19 protein-coding genes are annotated in these 15,388 nt (G+C 69.9%); 14 read left to right on the top strand and 5 right to left on the bottom strand.

Translation table 11 applies throughout. The features are described from left to right. On the top strand, positions 1–452 hold a 452-nt coding region (locus E1286_RS39375; RefSeq protein ID WP_246075550.1), incomplete at its 5' end, for an NUDIX hydrolase. Positions 453–608: 156 nt separating this feature from the next. Continuing rightward, complete coding sequence (locus E1286_RS39370) at positions 609–1,088, top strand: MFS transporter (protein WP_132621144.1); 480 nt, start codon at positions 609–611, stop codon at positions 1,086–1,088. Here E1286_RS39370 and E1286_RS39365 read toward each other — a convergent pair. The 4 genes from E1286_RS39365 to E1286_RS39350 are packed head-to-tail and all read right to left on the bottom strand — an operon-like array spanning position 1,080 to position 3,362. Further along, a complete protein-coding gene (locus E1286_RS39365) occupies positions 1,080–1,514 on the bottom strand; it encodes a DUF6941 family protein (protein ID WP_111180215.1) in 435 nt (144 codons plus the stop codon). The two genes, E1286_RS39370 and E1286_RS39365, sit on opposite strands and share 9 nt — an antisense overlap. Next, positions 1,514–1,903: a helix-turn-helix domain-containing protein gene (locus E1286_RS39360; protein WP_223190848.1), complete on the bottom strand. Its 390-nt coding sequence runs from the start codon at positions 1,901–1,903 to the stop codon at positions 1,514–1,516. The genes E1286_RS39365 and E1286_RS39360 overlap by 1 nt, the downstream gene beginning before the upstream one ends. 26 nt (positions 1,904–1,929) lie before the next feature. Beyond that, positions 1,930–2,292, bottom strand: a complete 363-nt coding sequence (locus E1286_RS39355; protein WP_132621142.1) for a type II toxin-antitoxin system RelE/ParE family toxin — start codon at positions 2,290–2,292, stop codon at positions 1,930–1,932. A gap of 59 nt (positions 2,293–2,351) precedes the next feature. Further along, complete coding sequence (locus E1286_RS39350; RefSeq protein WP_132621140.1) at positions 2,352–3,362, bottom strand: LacI family DNA-binding transcriptional regulator; 1,011 nt, start codon at positions 3,360–3,362, stop codon at positions 2,352–2,354. A 143-nt stretch (positions 3,363–3,505) separates the two neighbouring features. Here E1286_RS39350 and E1286_RS39345 point away from each other — a divergent pair, with 143 nt between their 5' ends. The 9 genes from E1286_RS39345 (at position 3,506) to E1286_RS51550 (ending at position 11,005) form a co-directional block, all read left to right on the top strand. Then, entirely contained in the window at positions 3,506–4,786 is a 1,281-nt protein-coding gene (locus E1286_RS39345) for an extracellular solute-binding protein (protein WP_132621138.1), read from the top strand. A gap of 74 nt (positions 4,787–4,860) precedes the next feature. After that, complete coding sequence (locus E1286_RS39340) at positions 4,861–5,742, top strand: carbohydrate ABC transporter permease (protein ID WP_246075549.1); 882 nt, start codon at positions 4,861–4,863, stop codon at positions 5,740–5,742. Further along, entirely contained in the window at positions 5,739–6,584 is an 846-nt protein-coding gene (locus tag E1286_RS39335; protein WP_132621134.1) for a carbohydrate ABC transporter permease, read from the top strand. Before E1286_RS39340 ends, E1286_RS39335 begins: the two co-directional genes overlap by 4 nt. Positions 6,585–6,587: 3 nt before the next feature. Further along, on the top strand, positions 6,588–7,952 hold the full coding sequence (locus tag E1286_RS39330; RefSeq protein WP_132621131.1) for a glycoside hydrolase family 5 protein: 1,365 nt from the start codon (positions 6,588–6,590) through the stop codon (positions 7,950–7,952). A 63-nt stretch (positions 7,953–8,015) separates the two neighbouring features. Then, positions 8,016–8,984, top strand: a complete 969-nt coding sequence (locus tag E1286_RS39325; RefSeq protein ID WP_246075548.1) for an STM4015 family protein — start codon at positions 8,016–8,018, stop codon at positions 8,982–8,984. 104 nt (positions 8,985–9,088) lie between these two features. Beyond that, complete coding sequence (locus E1286_RS39320) at positions 9,089–9,820, top strand: hypothetical protein (RefSeq protein ID WP_132621129.1); 732 nt, start codon at positions 9,089–9,091, stop codon at positions 9,818–9,820. Positions 9,821–9,963: 143 nt separating this feature from the next. Beyond that, complete coding sequence (locus tag E1286_RS39315) at positions 9,964–10,104, top strand: RidA family protein (RefSeq protein ID WP_223190847.1); 141 nt, start codon at positions 9,964–9,966, stop codon at positions 10,102–10,104. After that, positions 10,101–10,862 carry a GNAT family N-acetyltransferase gene (locus E1286_RS39310; RefSeq protein WP_132621127.1) on the top strand — a complete coding sequence of 254 codons (762 nt, stop codon included), beginning with the start codon at positions 10,101–10,103 and terminating at the stop codon, positions 10,860–10,862. Before E1286_RS39315 ends, E1286_RS39310 begins: the two co-directional genes overlap by 4 nt. An 11-nt stretch (positions 10,863–10,873) precedes the next feature. Then, a complete protein-coding gene (locus tag E1286_RS51550; RefSeq protein ID WP_281282832.1) occupies positions 10,874–11,005 on the top strand; it encodes a hypothetical protein in 132 nt (43 codons plus the stop codon). Positions 11,006–11,100: 95 nt separating this feature from the next. On the opposite strand, the gene E1286_RS39305 is transcribed toward E1286_RS51550, so the two are convergent. Next, positions 11,101–12,597 carry a carboxylesterase/lipase family protein gene (locus E1286_RS39305; RefSeq protein WP_132621125.1) on the bottom strand — a complete coding sequence of 499 codons (1,497 nt, stop codon included), beginning with the start codon at positions 12,595–12,597 and terminating at the stop codon, positions 11,101–11,103. A 27-nt stretch (positions 12,598–12,624) separates the two neighbouring features. On the opposite strand from E1286_RS39305, the gene E1286_RS39300 reads away from it, so the two are divergent. From E1286_RS39300 to E1286_RS39290, 3 genes are all read left to right on the top strand, one after another. Beyond that, positions 12,625–13,023: a helix-turn-helix domain-containing protein gene (locus tag E1286_RS39300; RefSeq protein WP_132621123.1), complete on the top strand. Its 399-nt coding sequence runs from the start codon at positions 12,625–12,627 to the stop codon at positions 13,021–13,023. A 241-nt stretch (positions 13,024–13,264) separates the two neighbouring features. Next, positions 13,265–14,215 (top strand): STM4015 family protein, encoded by a 951-nt coding sequence (locus E1286_RS39295; RefSeq protein WP_132621121.1) that lies wholly within the window; start codon positions 13,265–13,267, stop codon positions 14,213–14,215. Then, on the top strand, positions 14,212–15,168 hold the full coding sequence (locus tag E1286_RS39290; RefSeq protein ID WP_246075547.1) for an STM4015 family protein: 957 nt from the start codon (positions 14,212–14,214) through the stop codon (positions 15,166–15,168). The genes E1286_RS39295 and E1286_RS39290 overlap by 4 nt, the downstream gene beginning before the upstream one ends. Positions 15,169–15,388 lie beyond the last annotated feature (220 nt).

The raw sequence follows: 15,388 nt of genomic DNA, 5'->3' as shown, positions 1-15,388 counted from the left end.
ACGTACGACGCCCGCCTCGGAGCGGAGCGGTGACCTGCCCGGACCACCCGCTCGTCGTCGTGGCAGCCGTGATCGTCCAGCGCGAGCGCCTGCTCGTGGTGAGCAAGCAGGCCGCCCCGGACGTCTTCTACCTGCCGGGCGGCAAACCCGAGCCCGGCGAGCAGCCGCTGGAGGCGCTGACCCGCGAGCTCGCCGAGGAACTCGGCGTCAGCCCGCTGGAGCCCCGTCTCCTGGGAGACGTCGAAGCCCCCGCGGCGCTGGAGGGCGTCCCGATGAGGATGACGGTCTTCCACGCGCGCATCGACCGGACGCCCCAGCCCGCCGCCGAGCTCGCGCGCCTCAAGTGGATCACCGGCCACGAGCCCGGCCTGCACCTCGCCCCCGCGGTCAGACACCATGTCCTGCCCGCACTGAGGCACCGCGGCCTCATCGGGACGCCCGAAGCGAACTGAGCCCCGCAAGGCCGGCCTGGTTCACCTGCGGAGGGTCCCGCTGCTGTGGCGCATGGTGATGGTGAGCGCGGCGGCGTTCGGCGTCCTCGGCTTATTCGACACGGCCCTGTTCGAACTCGTGGACAAGGGGCTGGGGAAGGAGGCCGCGTTCTAGGGGTGCTGGTGGCCGTTCAGGGGGCCGGCAGCGTGCTCGGCGGCCTGACGGCGGCCGCGGTGTTGCGCCGGTGGGGGTCCGCAGTGGTGGTCGCGACCTCACTCGCGCTGGTCGGCGTGGCCGGGGTCGCGATGGCGGCCGACCTCGTCGGCGCTCCGCTGCTCGCCTTCGCGGTGACGGCGCTGTTCGCGTGCGGGGTGGCGGTCCCGTGGCTGATCGTCGCGCTGGTGACCACCCGGCAACGGCTCACGCCCGCCAGGCTGCAGGGACGTACCGCCGCGGCCGCCGACGTCGCCATGACCGTGCCGCAGACGGCTTCCATCGCGGCCGGCGCCGCGCTCGTCGCCGTCGTCGACTACCGATGGCTGATGATCGTGGCAGGAGTGGTGCTGATCGGCTGCGCGCTCACGCTGACGTCGGCCTCCACGAGAGCACTCGCCGCCGCCGCGCCGCTCGACGACGCGCCCCGGGCATCACGGTGAGGAGACCGGCGGTCGCACCACGAACTGCACGGAGGCGACCCTGTCCCCGGCCGCGTCCAGGACCCATTCGTACACACGGCCGCCCTCCAGCGGAAGGGGCGGAATCGGGATGGCGAAGCTGAAAGTGAGCGGAACCCGTCCGGCCACCGGTTCCAGGCCCGTGACGTCCGGGGAGATCTCGCCGTCGAAGGACAACATCCCGTCGTCATCCGGGGATGGGCGCACGGGCCGGCCTTCGTCGTCGATCAACCGTACGGAGAAGCAGATCTTCTCCCCCACTTCCTCCCACGGAATCCTGATGAATCCGGCGACGGCCGACATCGGGACCGCGGGCCCCGTCACCGACCAGCCTGCTCCCAGCAGATTGATCTTGCCGGTGGCCACGTCGGTGCTGGCGGAGTCGCTCAACAGGAGAAAGCCCTGCATCAGAGCACAGACCTCGTGAGCTCCACCGCGCCGGCTCCGCGGGTGGGCGCGGGCGCCACACCCTGGATCACCATCTGCGCCGAGGTGGACGCGGTGCCGGAGACCGCGCCCGGCGCCTTCACGACGTGGAACACCTCGGCACCGATCGCGAGCGCGTAGCGGCGGATCGTGGACATGCGGGGGTCGCCGCCGACCCGCTCGAAGTCGGACACGGCAGGCTGGCTGCGCCGCATTCGCTCCGCCACGTCGGACTGCGTCAGCCCGAGTTGCTTGCGCAGGCCGACGAGGGTCTCGATCAGACGCATGTCGCGCTCGACCGCTGCGCTCTCACGCCGAACCTCTGGATCGGCTGCATCGATGCCCAGCAATGCGGCGATGTCGCGGTCCACCCCTACCTCCTGCTATCGGGTCAACCTTATATTCTGCTTCGCCATTCGGCCAGCCGGTCCCTCGCCGTCTCGATGGCCCGCTCCTGCGCCCCGCCGCTGCCCTTCTGGTGGAACTTGAGGCCGAGCAGCAGATGCTCGCCATCCGTGAGCAGCGCGTAGTACAGGCGGTACTCGTTGCCCGCATGGCTCAGACGCGCCTCGCGGAGCCCTCTCCCCAGCGTTCGCACGTCCCGGTCGAGCACGTTGTCGTGCTCGATCCGCCACATCAGGTTGCCGAGCTCGATGAGGGGAGGCTTGCCCTGGAGAACCTCGCGGATCTCCTTGCTGACGACTTCGGCGCCGGAAGGAGTGGTGTAGAACCGCCACCTGGCTTTGGACCGTTCCCCCACGAGCACCTCTTCACCGCGAGCCGCAGCGCCGTCGACACGGCACCCGAATGTAGCGCGGGTCAGGCGGGGCGGGCCGTGCTCTCGCGGACGATGAGCTCGGTGGCGAGTTCGACGCGTTTGGTCTCGGGGACCTCACCGTGGCCCATGGCCAGCACCGTGCGGGTGGCGAGGGCGGCCATCTCCTGGAGCGGCTGGCGTACGGTCGTCAGCGGCGGCCAGGCCGACTTGGCCAGCGGCAGGTCGTCGAAGCCCACCACGCTCAAATCCTCCGGCACCCGCAGGCCGCGCTGGCGGGCGGCCTCGAACACGCCGAAGGCCATCAGGTCGCTGCCGGCGAAGATCGCGGTGGGCGGCTCGGGCAGCGACAGCAGCGCGTGCCCCTGGTCGTGGCCGGAGTCGACGAGGAACGTGCCACGCTTGATCAGCTCGGGCACCACCGGCAACCCGGCGGTCTCCAGCGCCGCGCGGTAACCGTCGATGCGCGCCTGGCTGCAGAGCATGTCGGCCGGTCCGCTGATCATGCCGATCCGGCGGTGGCCGAGCTCCAGCAGGTGGCGGGTGGCGGCCAGGCCGCCGTTCCAGTTGGTGGCGCCCACCGAGACGACGCCCGGCGCGGGCTCGCCCTCCGGGTCGACCACCGCGAACGGCAACGAGCGGGCACTGAGCTGCGCCTGGATGCCGGTCGACAGCCGGGAGGCGACGATCACGACGCCGTCGGTACGCCGCGCCGCCAGGCGTTCGAGCCAGTCGCGGCCCGGCCCGGCGTGGGTGTGCAGGACCGAGATGACGACGCTGGCGCCGGCCTCGTGGGCCGCGCTCTCCGCGCCGCGGACGATCTCCATCGCCCACGGCGACTCGATCTCGGCGAAGACCAGGTCGACCAGGCCGGCGGGGGTGTCGTCCTGACTGACGCGCCGCTGGTAGCCGTGCTCCTGCAGCAGCCTCTCCACCCGATGGCGGGTCGCCGGCGCGACTTCGGGACGCCCGTTGATGACTTTCGAGACCGTCGGGATGGAGACCCCGGCCTCCTCGGCGATCAGTGCGATCGTGACCCGCCTCTTGCCTGACACAAATTCGGAGTCTAGCCGAAAGTTTCGGTTCGGGATCGCTCGCATACGAGGTGTTGACGCTTCACATGCCGTTACTTACGATCCAGACATCGAAATTATCGGGGGTTTCACGAAACTTTCATCCGTCTGAGGAAGGGACCCCGATGAAACGCAGTCTGGTGCTCATCGCGGCCGCCGTACTCGTCGCCGGCTGTGGTGGGGCCGGCGGGAGCGCACAACAGGAGGGCACGGACGGCTCCCCCGGACAGGTCACGCTCGAGTGGTGGCACCTGTCGACAGCGGAGCCGCTCAAGTCGCTCTGGGACCAGCGCGCCAAGGAGTTCATGGCCCAGAACCCGAACGTCACCATCAAGGCCACCGTCCTGGAGAACGACGCCTACAAGGCCAAACTCACCACGATCACTCAGTCCGGCCAGGCCCCCGACCTGTTCGCCACGTGGGGCGGAGGCGTGCTCCAGCAGCAGATCGAAGCCGGCCTGGTCAAGGACATCTCGACCGACGTCGCCGACGTCCTGCCGAACTTCACCCCGGCGGCGCTGAGCGCGTACCAGTTCGACGGCAAGACGTACGGTCTGCCGACCGACATCGGCGTAGTGGGTTTCTGGTACAACAAGGAACTTTTCCAGCAGGCCGGAATCACGGAGCCGCCCGCCACGTGGTCGGCGTTCCTGGAGGACGTCAAGAAGCTCAAGGCGGCCGGCATCACCCCGATCGCGCTCGCCGGCAAGGAGAAGTGGCCCGGCCACTACTACTGGGCCTATCTCGCCATGCGCATCGCCGGTCTGGACGCGCTCAAGCAGGCCGCCGTCGACAACGACTTCAACAGGCCCGACTTCGTGGCCGCCGGTCAGCAACTGAAGGCGCTGGCCGACCTGCAGCCGTTCCAGAAGGGCTTCCTCGGCGCCGGCTACGGCACCCCCGACGGCCAGGCCGCCACGATGGGCAACGGCCAGGCCGCCATGGAGCTGATGGGCCAGTGGGCGCCGGCCACGCAGGCCGACGCGGGCAAGGGGCTCGGTGAGGACCTCGGCTTCTTCCCGTTCCCCGCGGTGGAGGGCGGCAAGGGCTCGGCCGGTGACGCGTTCGGCGGCGGAGGCGGGCTCGCCGTGGGCACGGACGCTCCCCCGCAGGCCGTGGAGTTCGTCAAGTACATGACCGCGATGGAGAACCACTCCAAGGCCGTCGAGGCCGGCGGCGTGCTGCCGGTGCTCAAGGGCGAGGAGAACGCGGTCGAGGACCCGAACCTCAAGCAGGTCGCCACGATGCTGGCCGGTGCCACCGGCTACCAGCTCTACCTCGACCAGGCCTACCCGCCGGCCGTGGGCCAGCAGGTCAACGACAGCGTCGCCGAGCTGATCGGCGGCACGAAGACACCGGAAGAGGTCGCTCAGGACATCACCGAAGTGGCCAAGAGCGAAGGATGACGACGCTCACGAAAGGGCCGGAGGCAGTCAGGCTTCCGGCCCCTCCCCCTGCTGCCCGGCGACGGGGACGCTGGGTGACCATCACCCTCTTCCTGCTGCCCGCCATCGTGCTCTTCCTGATGCTGGTCGTGGCGCCCATGGTGGTGGCCGCGTACTCCAGCCTGTTCCGGTGGAACGGGTTCGGCGGGCTGCCGACCGACTTCATCGGGCTGGACAACTTCACCCGGCTGTTCAGCAGCGAGATCTTCGTCCAGGACATGTGGCACCTGGTGGTGCTGGTCGCACTGTCGATCTTCGTGCAGCTGCCGTTCTCGCTGGCCGTGGCGATGCTGCTGCACCAGCGCATGCGCGGGCGAGCGATCTACCGGATGGTGTTCTTCGCGCCGTACGTGCTGTCGGAGGTCATCACGGGCGTGCTGTTCTCGCTCATCCTCAGCCCCGGCTCGGGGATGGCGAACCAGGTGCTGTCGGTGTTCGGGTGGGAGTCGGAGTGGCTGGCCGATCCCGACACGGTGCTGCCGTCGCTCTTCCTGGTGATGACGTGGAAGTACTTCGGCTTCCACATGATGATCTATCTGGCCGGCCGGCAGAACATCCCGGACGAGCTCGTCGAGGCCGCGCAGATCGACGGGGCGACGGCCTGGAAGACGTTCCGGTACGTCACGCTGCCGCTGCTCGGCCCGACGATCCGGATCAGCGTCTTCCTGTCGGTCATCTACACCATCCAGCTGTTCGACCTGGTGTGGATCCTCACCGGCGGCGGCCCCTCGCACGCCTCGGAGACGATGGCCGTGACCATGATGGACTGGGGTTTCAAGCGCTCCCAGGTGGGTTACGCCAGCGCGATCAGCGTCGTGATGTTCGTCCTCAGTCTCGTCTTCGCGCTGTTCTACCAGCGTCTCGTCATGCGGCGGGACCTGGAGGGCGCGACCACCTCGATGGGAGGCCGGCGATGAGCCGCGCCACGAAGAAGGTGTCCCCCAGGCGCACCACCCTGCCGCTGCACGCGATCGCCCTGGTGGTGGGCGCGTTCATCATCGTGCCGGTGGTGTACGCGCTGCTCGGCGGGTTCAAGGACAACAGCGAGCTGTCCGGGAATCCGTTCGGCCTGCCCGGCACCTGGGTGACGGCCAACTACACCGACGTGCTGGCCTCGGGGTCGTTCTGGCTGCAGTTGTGGAACAGCACGTTCATCGCCGTCGTCACGACCGTGCTGACGGTGGCGCTGTCGGCGCTGGCGGCGTTCGTGTTCGCCCGGTTCGCCTTCCGCGGCAGGGAGCTGTTCTTCACGTTGTTCACGGCCGGGCTGATGTTCCCGTTCGCGGTGGCCATCCTGCCGATCTTCGTGCTGCTGCGCACGTTCGGGCTGCTGGACAACCCGCTCGGGGTGATCCTCACCCAGGCGGCGTTCGGGCTGCCGCTGACGATCATCATCCTGCGCGGCTTCTTCCGCAGCATCCCCGGGGAGATCGAGGAGGCGGCGACGATCGACGGGTGCACGCCGTTCGGGTTCTTCTGGCGGATTCTGCTGCCGATGGCGCGGCCGGCCATCGCGACCGTCTCGGTGCTGGCCATCGTGGGGAGCTGGAACAACTTCATGCTGCCGCTGGTGGTCTTCAGTCAGGAGACCAGCTGGACGCTGCCGCTGGGCATCCAGCAGTTCCAGGGCCAGTACGCCTCCGACACCGCCCGCATCCTGGCCTACCTGATCCTGGCCATGGTGCCGGCGCTCGGCTTCTACGCCATCGCGGAACGCCATCTCGTCGGCGGCCTGACCGCGGGCGCCACGAAGGGTTGAGTCATGCTGCACGTGTCAGGAACCACGTTGGTCGGCGACGACGGCGCCCCGGTGCGTCTGCGGGGCGTCGGGCTCGGCGGCTGGATGAACATGGAGAACTTCGTCACCGGTTTCCCGGCGAACGAGAGCTCCATGCGCCAGGCCGTACGCGCGGAGCTGGGTGAGGAGCGGGCCGAGCTGTTCTTCGACCGGCTGCTGCGCTCGTTCTTCACGGAGAAGGACGCGGCCCTGCTGGCCGGGCTCGGCATGAACTGCGTGCGGATCCCGGTCAACTACCGCCACTGGGAGTCGGACGATCGGCCGATGGAGATCGACCCGGCCGGTTTCCGCCACCTCGACCGGGTGATCGACGTGCTGGGCGAGCACGGCCTCTACAGCGTGATCGACCTGCACGCGCTGCCCGGCGCGCAGAACCAGCACTGGCACTCCGACAACCCGACGCATGTGGCGGCGTTCTGGCAGCACCGGCACTTCCAGGACCGGGCGGTGCGCCTGTGGGAGGCCGTCGCCGACCACTACCGCGACCATCCGTGGGTGGCCGGATACAACCCGGTCAACGAGCCGGGTGACGTGTCGGGCAAGGTGATCGGCCCGTTCTACGACCGGCTGGTGAAGGCGATCAGGGCGGCCGACCCGCACCACATCCTGTTCCTGGACGGCAACACGTACGCCACCGACTTCTCGATATTTCGGGAGGTGTATGAGAACACGGTGTTCGTGCTGCATGACTACGCCGTGGCCGGGTTCGCCCACGGCGGCCCCTACCCGGGCCGCACCCGCGGTGAGTGGTGCGACCGCGACGCGCTGGAGCGGACGTTCCTCAAGCGGTCCCGATTCCAGCGCGAGACGGGCACGCCGCTGTGGGTGGGCGAGTTCGGGCCCGTCTACACCGGCGACCCCGAGGCGGACCGGCAGCGTCGCCGGCTGCTGCGCGACCAGCTCGCGATCTACGACGCCCACGGCGCGGGCTGGTCGTTGTGGACGTACAAGGACGTGGGGTTGCAGGGGCTGGTGTACGCGTCCGGGGCGTACATGGACAGGTTCGGCGGGTTCGTGGCGAAGAAGCGGCGGCTCGGGGCGGACCGGTGGGGCTCGACCATGGAGGAGACGGCCGACGTGCTGGCCCCGCTGCACGCGCTCATCGAGGGCGAGTGTCCGGCGTGGGACCCGTACCCGTGGGGCGCCCGTTACCAGACCGACGACCTGATCAGGCACATCCTGATCGCGCAGGCGCTGCTGCCGGAGTACGCGGCGCTGTTCCGTGGGCTGAGCGACCACCAGCTGATCGCGCTGGCGGACTCGTTCCTGCTCGACCGCTGCGTGCGCCGCGAGCCCCTGCTCGGCCTGCTCGCCGACGCCCTGGCGTGAACGGGAGTGTCGGAGGGGTCTGGTAGGACAGGAGTCCCTGGACCCCCTGCCACCGAGGACCCCGTGATCGACTTCTGGCGCATCGGCGACCATGGCGACGACTACACCCACGGCTACGCCGGGCTGCCGGTGGTCGCCGTCCCGCTCCCCGACGACGTGGAGCCGCCCGACCCGGGCGCCGTCGCCTGGCGCCTCAGCGAACCGTACGGTTCCATCAGCGAATCGTCCGACTCCATCAGCGACACGTTCGACTGGTTGTTCGAGCACGTCGACACCGCGAAGGTCACCGCCATCGTGATCGGCGATTGGGAGGACGCCTCCGACTGGTCCGGCATGGAGGTCGTCGAGCCGCTCATCCGCAACGCCGACCGGCTGCCCGCGCTGCGCTCGCTGTTCCTCGGCGCGATGACGTTCGAGCACTGCGAGCTCTCCTGGATCCAGCAGGACGACATCACGCCGCTGCTGGCGGCGTTCCCGAAGCTGGAACGCCTGGAGGTGCGCGGATCCCAGGGGCTGAGGCTGCAGCCGATGCGGCACGAGTCACTGCGCATCCTCAGGTACGAGAGCGCCGGCCTGCCGGCCGAGGTGGTGCGCGCGACCGGCGAGTGCGACCTGCCCGCCCTGGAGCACCTGGAGCTCTGGTTCGGCATCGAGCACCAGGGCGGCGACTCCACGGCCGCCGACTGCGCCGCCATCCTGAACGGCGCGCGACTGCCCAGCCTGCGCCATCTCGGCCTGCGCAACTGCCCCTTCACCGACGAACTCGCCGTCGACCTGGCCCACGCCCCCGTCGTCGCCCGACTGGAGTCGCTCAGCCTGTCGATGGGCTCGCTGGGCGACGCCGGAGCCGAGGCGCTGCTCAGCGGCCAGCCCCTCACCCATCTGCGCATGCTCCACCTCGACCACCACTATCTGAGCGAGGCCATGACCGCCCGCCTGACGGCCGCGCTGCCGGAGACCGAGGTCGTGCTCACCGACGCACGCGACCGCGCCACGGACCCCTCCTGGGGCTACGTCGCCGTGGGCGAATGATGCCGCGTTCTCCAGCGGTCACCGGCCGCCACTGCGCGGCCGTCATGAACGGCGCGCGGCTGTCGTGGCCGCGCCGTGATCCGATTGCTGCATGATCAGCCGGCATGAGGAAAACGATCTCTGTCTTGGTCGTCTGCGGCGCCTTCCTGGTGGGCACGGCCCCCGCCCAGGCCGCACCCAAGGACCCGGTGCGCGTGCTGAAGTCCACGCTCACCCCCGGCCACGGCGTCCGGTACACCGAGATCGCCAACTGGTCCGACGGCGTCGAGACCTCGCAGGCGTACGACACGAAGGGCGTCCTGCAGTTCGGGAAGAAGGGCCTGGCCGCCTACGACATCGCTAGCAGCGCGTGGGATGACGAGAAGGACCGCGTCATCTACAACGGCAAGGCCACGTACTACTCCGGCGCGCTCGCGGGAGAACTGCCCAACGGCAAGACCTGGCTCGAGGTGCCAGGCGGCGGCGGCATGCCCAGCGAGTACGACCACGTCCTCGACCCCACCGAGCCCACCACGCTGTCGGCGCTGCTCAAGAAGGGCGGCAAGAGCGGGAACACGGTCACCGGCACCATCACCTTCGGGGAACTTCGCAAGGTGTCGGCCTGGTTCTCCCGCTCGGACCCGCGCTCCTGGGCCTCGGACACGGAGGTCTCCTACAAGCTGACGCTCAGCTCGGCCGGGCTGGTCAGCAGGCTGTGGAGCTCGTACACGGCCAAGGGCGTCTCGGAAGGCTACGAAGACTTCGAGGGCAGCACCGCCATCGTCGACACGCGCTACACCGACTGGGGCGCCAAGGTGTCGGTCAAGACGCCCAGCCCCAAGACCGTCACCGAGTGACCTTGCGGGCAGACCTGCTCCTCCGGCCGCAACTGCGTGACGCCGTCGAGGGATGATCAGACCGGGCCATACGTCCGCGGATATCAACTCATCGTCCAGCGCGTATTGGACGTATCACCCCTGGTCCTCCTAGCGTTCGTCGGGTGACGGAGCGACGCGCGATCCTCAGCGGATCGACCTTCGAGGAACAGATCGGGTACGCCAGGACGGCCGTCGACGGCGACCGCCCGCACGTGTCGGGGACCACCGGGTTCGACCACTCGACCATGACGTCTCGGCCATGATCAGGGAACTCCATGCGAACGAGGAGTTCGAGCAGGTCGACGCGTTGTTCGAGCGGATCTGGGGGTTCGAGCCGGACAGCCGGCCGATCAGCGCCGGGCTGATGCGGGCGCTGACCCACGCGGGCAACTACGTCTCCGGCGCCTTCGACGGCGACCGGATGGTCGGGGCGTCGGTGGGCTTCTTCGGACAGGACTCCACCCTGCACTCGCAGAACACGGGCGCGGCGGCGGGACGGGGCATCGGCTTCGAGCTGAAGCTGCACCAGCGGTTGTGGGCGCTGGACCGCGGGATCTCCCGCATCACCTGGACCTACGACCCGCTGGTCCGCCGCAACGCGCACTTCAACCTGGCCAAGCTGGGCGCGCGGCCGGCGGAGTACCTGCCGAATTTCTACGGCGTGATGGCCGACGCCATCAACCAGGGCGACGAGTCCGACCGGGTCCTGGCCGTGTGGCCGCTGACCGATCCGCGGGTCGAGGCAGCCGTCCGGCGGGTGCCGTACCTGCCGGCGGTGCCGGAGGACGCCGTGGTCGGGCTGGGCGACGACGGCGACCGCCCGGTCGAGGGCCGTACCGACGCGCGCGTGGTGCTGGTCGCGGTCCCCGAGGACATCGAGCGGCTGCGCGGGGTGGACGCCGGCGCCGCCAAGGCGTGGCGGCACGCCGTGCGCGACGTGCTGGGCGGCCTCATGGAGGAGGGCGCCACGGTGACCGGCTTCCATCGCAAGACCTCCTACGTGGTGGAGAGGAACACCTGAAGACCGCCGGGGTGGAGCTGCGGCGGATCACGGTGCCGCTGGTCGTGTGGTTCCTCGGCGACGGCCAGGCCACCGTCGCCGACGACCTGCTCTTCAGCCGCCCGCCCGAGGAAACGAGCCGTCGCCGACGCTCTGCCGCCTGATCTCACGCGGATCCCTTCTCCGCTCCTTCGCTTAGCCGGCAACGAGCGTCATGGACTCGACCGACCGTGCCTGGCCCGAGCGCGATACCGGATCATCAACCGATGCCCGTCCCTGACGGCCGGGCCGTCCCGGCGGCTGCCTGACTGGTGGGGGAGGAGCTTGCCACCGGGTTGTCGGCGCCGTCGAAGAGCTTGATGGTACGGCTGTGCGGGGTGAAGCGAGGCCAGCCGGGATCGCCGTGGGTGGCGAAGTCCACCCAGGCGTCGTGCATGGCCGTGGCCAGGGATTGTGGCGGGTTGGCCCCCACCAGCGCGGCCATGTCGGGGCTTCGCGGGTTGTCGAAGACGAAACCGAGCTCCAGGGCGTGGCCGGCGCCCATGTCGAGCTCGGGAGTGCGCCAGGCGAACTCGTACATCCAGACCTGAGGGTGGGCGTGGGCGATCCGCAGCGCGGGCAGGCGGAAACAGCCGTCGGTCAGAGCAGCGGCCAGCACGTCCGCGGGCGAGGCGTCGGGCATGGCCGCCCGATGGCTCTGGATCAGCGCTGGGTCCAAGCCCATGCTGGTCAGCACCCAGGACGCCACCTCGAAGGTGATCAGGCTGTCTCGGCCGGTGGCGAACAGGGACGGCCGGGTTTCCTCGCTGGTGTAGCCGACCATCAGCGCCACCTCGGCTCCGGCGCCGTCGGCTATCGCCTGCTCGGGGTGCCGGGTGAGCAGGCGCCCGTCCAGCACCGGCATGAACGGCATCGACGCGGCAGAGGTGGTGGCGCCCCACCGATCAGGGTCGGGCCGTGCGGCGACCTCGGCGGCCAGGGATGCCTGGACGGGCAGGATGGCTGCCGGAGACAGCCTGGCGAAGCCGTCGGCGGTGGGTGCGACGCCGAGCCGGGCTGCCAGCTCGCGGGTGACCAGGCGCGCATCGTCGGGATCTTGGACGGCGTTGCCGAAGCCGCTTTGCGCGATGGCCCGCCGGAACAGGCCATGACGTCGCGATCGTTCCAGTGACAGCAGGCTGATCACGCTCACGCCACCGGCTGATTCGCCGAAGACGGTCACCTGGTCGGGGTCGCCGCCGAAGACGGTGATGTTGTCGCGCACCCAGCGCAGCGCCGCAAGCTGGTCCAGCAGACCGCGGTTGGGCGGGGCACCGGGCAGGTCGGCGAAGCCTTCCACGCCGAGCCGGTAGTTGATCGTCACCAGGACCACGCCGTCGCGGGCGAAGGCCGCACCGTTGTAGACGTCCAGGGCGCCGGAGCCGCCCAGGAAGGTCCCGCCGTGGATCCAGACCATCACCGGCAGGCCGCGGCCACCGGCGTCCGGAGTCCAGATGTTGAGGTTCAGGCAGTCTTCGCCCGGGATGGTGGGGTCGGCCATCAGCCGGTCGAGGGGGGCGGCGTAGCTCGACTTGGGGACGGTGGGCCCGTAGTGGGTGGCGTTCCGGATGCCGTCCCAGGGCTGGGGCGGCGCAGGTGGGCGGAACCGGTGCGGGCCGAATGGCGGGGCCGCGTACGGGACGCCCAAGAACGCGGCCACGCCATCGGTGACGGTGCCGCGCAGTTTCCCGTGGGAGATTGTCACTACTTTCGGCATGACCTCAGGCTGAGGCTTAATGTCGACATGAAGGCAAGTCACCAGGAGACCCTGAGCATTGGCCAGGCGGCCGACCGCTTCGGCGTGGCTGCGCATGTGCTGCGGCACTGGGAGGCGATGGGCCTGCTCGCGCCGGCCCGCACCCGGACCGGCGAGCGCCGTTACAGCGCCGACGACCTGTACCGGATCGCGTTGATCGTCAAGGCGAAGGCGGCCGGATTCAGCCTGGATGCCCTTGGTGAGATGTTCACCACCGGTGATCCCACCGACCGTCAGGCCATGCTCCGGCAGCAGCGTGCCGACCTGAAACGACGCATCGCCGAGCTGGAGTCCTCCGTGCACCTCCTCGACGCCGTCCTCAGCTGCAAGCACGAAGACTTCGCTCGCTGCCCGACCTTCCGGGCGGCAGTGGCTGAGCAGCCGTAGACACGCTCTGCTGCCGCCCGGCTCTCGGTTCAGATTGTCGGCCGCATGGCGTCATCAGGCCGACCAGCCCTTCGTCCGCCTGACGGCCGCGCTGCTGGAGACCGAGTCGTGCTCACCGATGCACGCGACCGCCACAGGGACCCTCCGTGGACGCGTTCTCCAAGATCAACGGCGGCGGTGAGGGTGGGTCTGGTAGGACAGGGGCGGCTGATCATCCCCCGACTCCTGAGGAATCGCCCCCATGACCCAACGCTGGAGCGTCAACAGCCATTGGGACGACTACACCGCCGGCTACGCGGGCCTGCCGGTGGTCACCGTCCCCCTGCCTGAGGAGGCGGGGCCGGGGCCCGATCCGGGGGCCGTCGCGTGGCGTTTCAGCGAGTTGGAGGGCTGTCTCGCCGACGGTTTCGAGTGGTTCTTCCGGCACGTCGACACCGCGAAGGTCACGGCCATCGTGATCGGCGAATGGGACGACCCCCTGAGCGGGCCGTGCGACGAGATCAACGAGCAGCTGACCGGCAACGCCGGCCGGCTGCCCGAGCTGCGTTCCCTGTTCGTCGGCGCGATGACGTCGGAGCACTGCGAGATCTCCTGGATCCAGCAGGACGACGTCACGCCGCTGCTGGAGGCGTTCCCGAAGCTGGAACGGCTGGAGGTGCGCGGGGCCGACGGGCTGCGGCTGCGGCCGGTGCGGCACGAAGCGTTGCGGACGCTGAGGGTCGAGAGCGCCGGCATGCCGGCCGAGGTGGTGCGGGCGGTCGGCGAGTGCGACCTGCCCGCCCTGGAGCATCTGGAGCTCTGGATCGGCATCGAGGACCAGGGCGGCACCTGCACGGCGGCGGACTGCGCGGCGATCATGAACGGCGCACGGCTGCCGAGCCTGCGCCACCTGGGTCTGCGCAACTGCCCCTTCGCCGACGAACTCGCCGCCGGCCTGGCCCACGCCCCGGTCATGGCCCGGCTGGAGTCGCTCAGCCTGGCGATGGGCTCGTTCGGCGATCCGGGCGCGGAGACGCTGCTCAGCGGCCAGCCCCTCACCCATCTGAGCACGCTCGACCTCGACCACCACTTCCTGAGCGAGGCGATGGTGGCCCGCCTGACGGCGGCCCTGCCGGAGACCGAGGTCGTGCTCACCGACCGACGCGACGACGCCGGGGACGGCGCCTGGGCGTACGTGGCGGTGAGCGAGTGACGAACGACCCGGGCGAGACGTTCCTGCCCGAGATCACCGGCGGCAGTTTGGGCGGGCACCGCGACCATTTCGCCGGTCTCCGGGTCACGTTCCTCAACGAGTCCGTCGACGCCCCCGACGAGGTCGCCTGGCTGCTCTACGACGAACCCGACGTCATCGAGGGCGAGGCGGAGTCGGACCTGCCTGGCGGGCTGGAGGCCCTGCTGACGCGGCACGACCCCGCCCTCGTGCGGGCCCTGGCGATCAGCGGTTACGGCGCGTCCCACGCGCCCGGGGTGCTGGCGGCTTACGCCGACCGGCTGCCCGGGCTGCGGTCGGTGTTCCTGGGGCTCGCCGAGGCGGAGCAGTGGGAGATCTCCTGGATCCGGCAGGGCGACATCACACCGCTGCTGGAGGCGTACCCGCGGCTGGAGCGGCTGGAGGTGCGCGGGTCACAAGGGCTGGAACTGCGGCCGTTCGCCCACGACCACCTCAGGGTGCTGCGCTTCGAGACCGGCGGCCTGCCGCCCGAGGTGGTCAGAGCCCTCGGGGCGAGCACGTTCCCCGCGCTCGAGCACCTGGAGCTGTGGCTCGGCGTCGAGGAGTACGGCGGCGGGGCGACGGTCGCCGACCTGGAGGGCGTCCTGTCGGGGGTGGGAACGCCCGCGCTCAGGCGGCTCGGCCTGCGTGACAGCCCCATCCAGGACGACATCGCCGCCGCCGTGGCGGCCGCCCCCGTGGTGACCCGGCTGGAGGAGCTCAGCCTGGGCATGGGGGCGCTCACCGACCGGGGCGCCGAAGCGCTGCTCAGCGGGCAGCCGCTCACCCACCTGCGCCGGCTCGACCTGCGCCATCACCACCTCGGCGAGGAGATGATGACCCGTGTGCGGCAGGCGCTGCCCGGCGTGGAGGTCGACCTGGAGGAGGCGCGGTTCGAACCGGGCGAATGGACGTACGTGGCGGTGTCGGAGTGATGGGCGCCTCCGGCCGGGAAGCCGGTCGCGGGGGATGGCACGGAGCGGATCGATCTCATAGAGTAATGATTCGACTACGATACGTAAAAGATTTGAGGTGCCCATGAAGATCTCTGCCCGGGTGGCCACTGTCCTGGCCGCGGGCGCGCTGACGCCCCTCGCGCTCTCCGCTCCCGCCCTCGCCGCTCCCCCGCCGGCGTACGCGCCCGCCCCGGCATAC

The sequence above is a fragment of the Nonomuraea terrae genome (assembly GCF_004348995.1).
GTDB lineage: Bacteria > Actinomycetota > Actinomycetes > Streptosporangiales > Streptosporangiaceae > Nonomuraea > Nonomuraea terrae.
Note: the sequence above shows the minus strand (reverse complement) of the source record. Positions and strands in the feature narration are given on the sequence as shown.

Excerpts from the sequence above, each read along its gene's own strand:
- E1286_RS39365 (WP_111180215.1), bottom strand. The coding sequence starts at position 1,514 with ATGCAGGGCTTTCTCCTGTTGAGCGACTCCGCCAGCACCGACGTGGCC.
- E1286_RS39300 (WP_132621123.1), top strand. The coding sequence starts at position 12,625 with ATGAAGGCAAGTCACCAGGAGACCCTGAGCATTGGCCAGGCGGCCGAC.
- E1286_RS39310 (WP_132621127.1), top strand. The coding sequence starts at position 10,101 with ATGATCAGGGAACTCCATGCGAACGAGGAGTTCGAGCAGGTCGACGCG.
- E1286_RS39305 (WP_132621125.1), bottom strand. The coding sequence starts at position 12,597 with ATGCCGAAAGTAGTGACAATCTCCCACGGGAAACTGCGCGGCACCGTC.
- E1286_RS39345 (WP_132621138.1), top strand. The coding sequence starts at position 3,506 with ATGAAACGCAGTCTGGTGCTCATCGCGGCCGCCGTACTCGTCGCCGGC.
- E1286_RS39295 (WP_132621121.1), top strand. The coding sequence starts at position 13,265 with ATGACCCAACGCTGGAGCGTCAACAGCCATTGGGACGACTACACCGCC.
- E1286_RS39330 (WP_132621131.1), top strand. The coding sequence starts at position 6,588 with ATGCTGCACGTGTCAGGAACCACGTTGGTCGGCGACGACGGCGCCCCG.
- E1286_RS39320 (WP_132621129.1), top strand. The coding sequence starts at position 9,089 with ATGAGGAAAACGATCTCTGTCTTGGTCGTCTGCGGCGCCTTCCTGGTG.
- E1286_RS39335 (WP_132621134.1), top strand. The coding sequence starts at position 5,739 with ATGAGCCGCGCCACGAAGAAGGTGTCCCCCAGGCGCACCACCCTGCCG.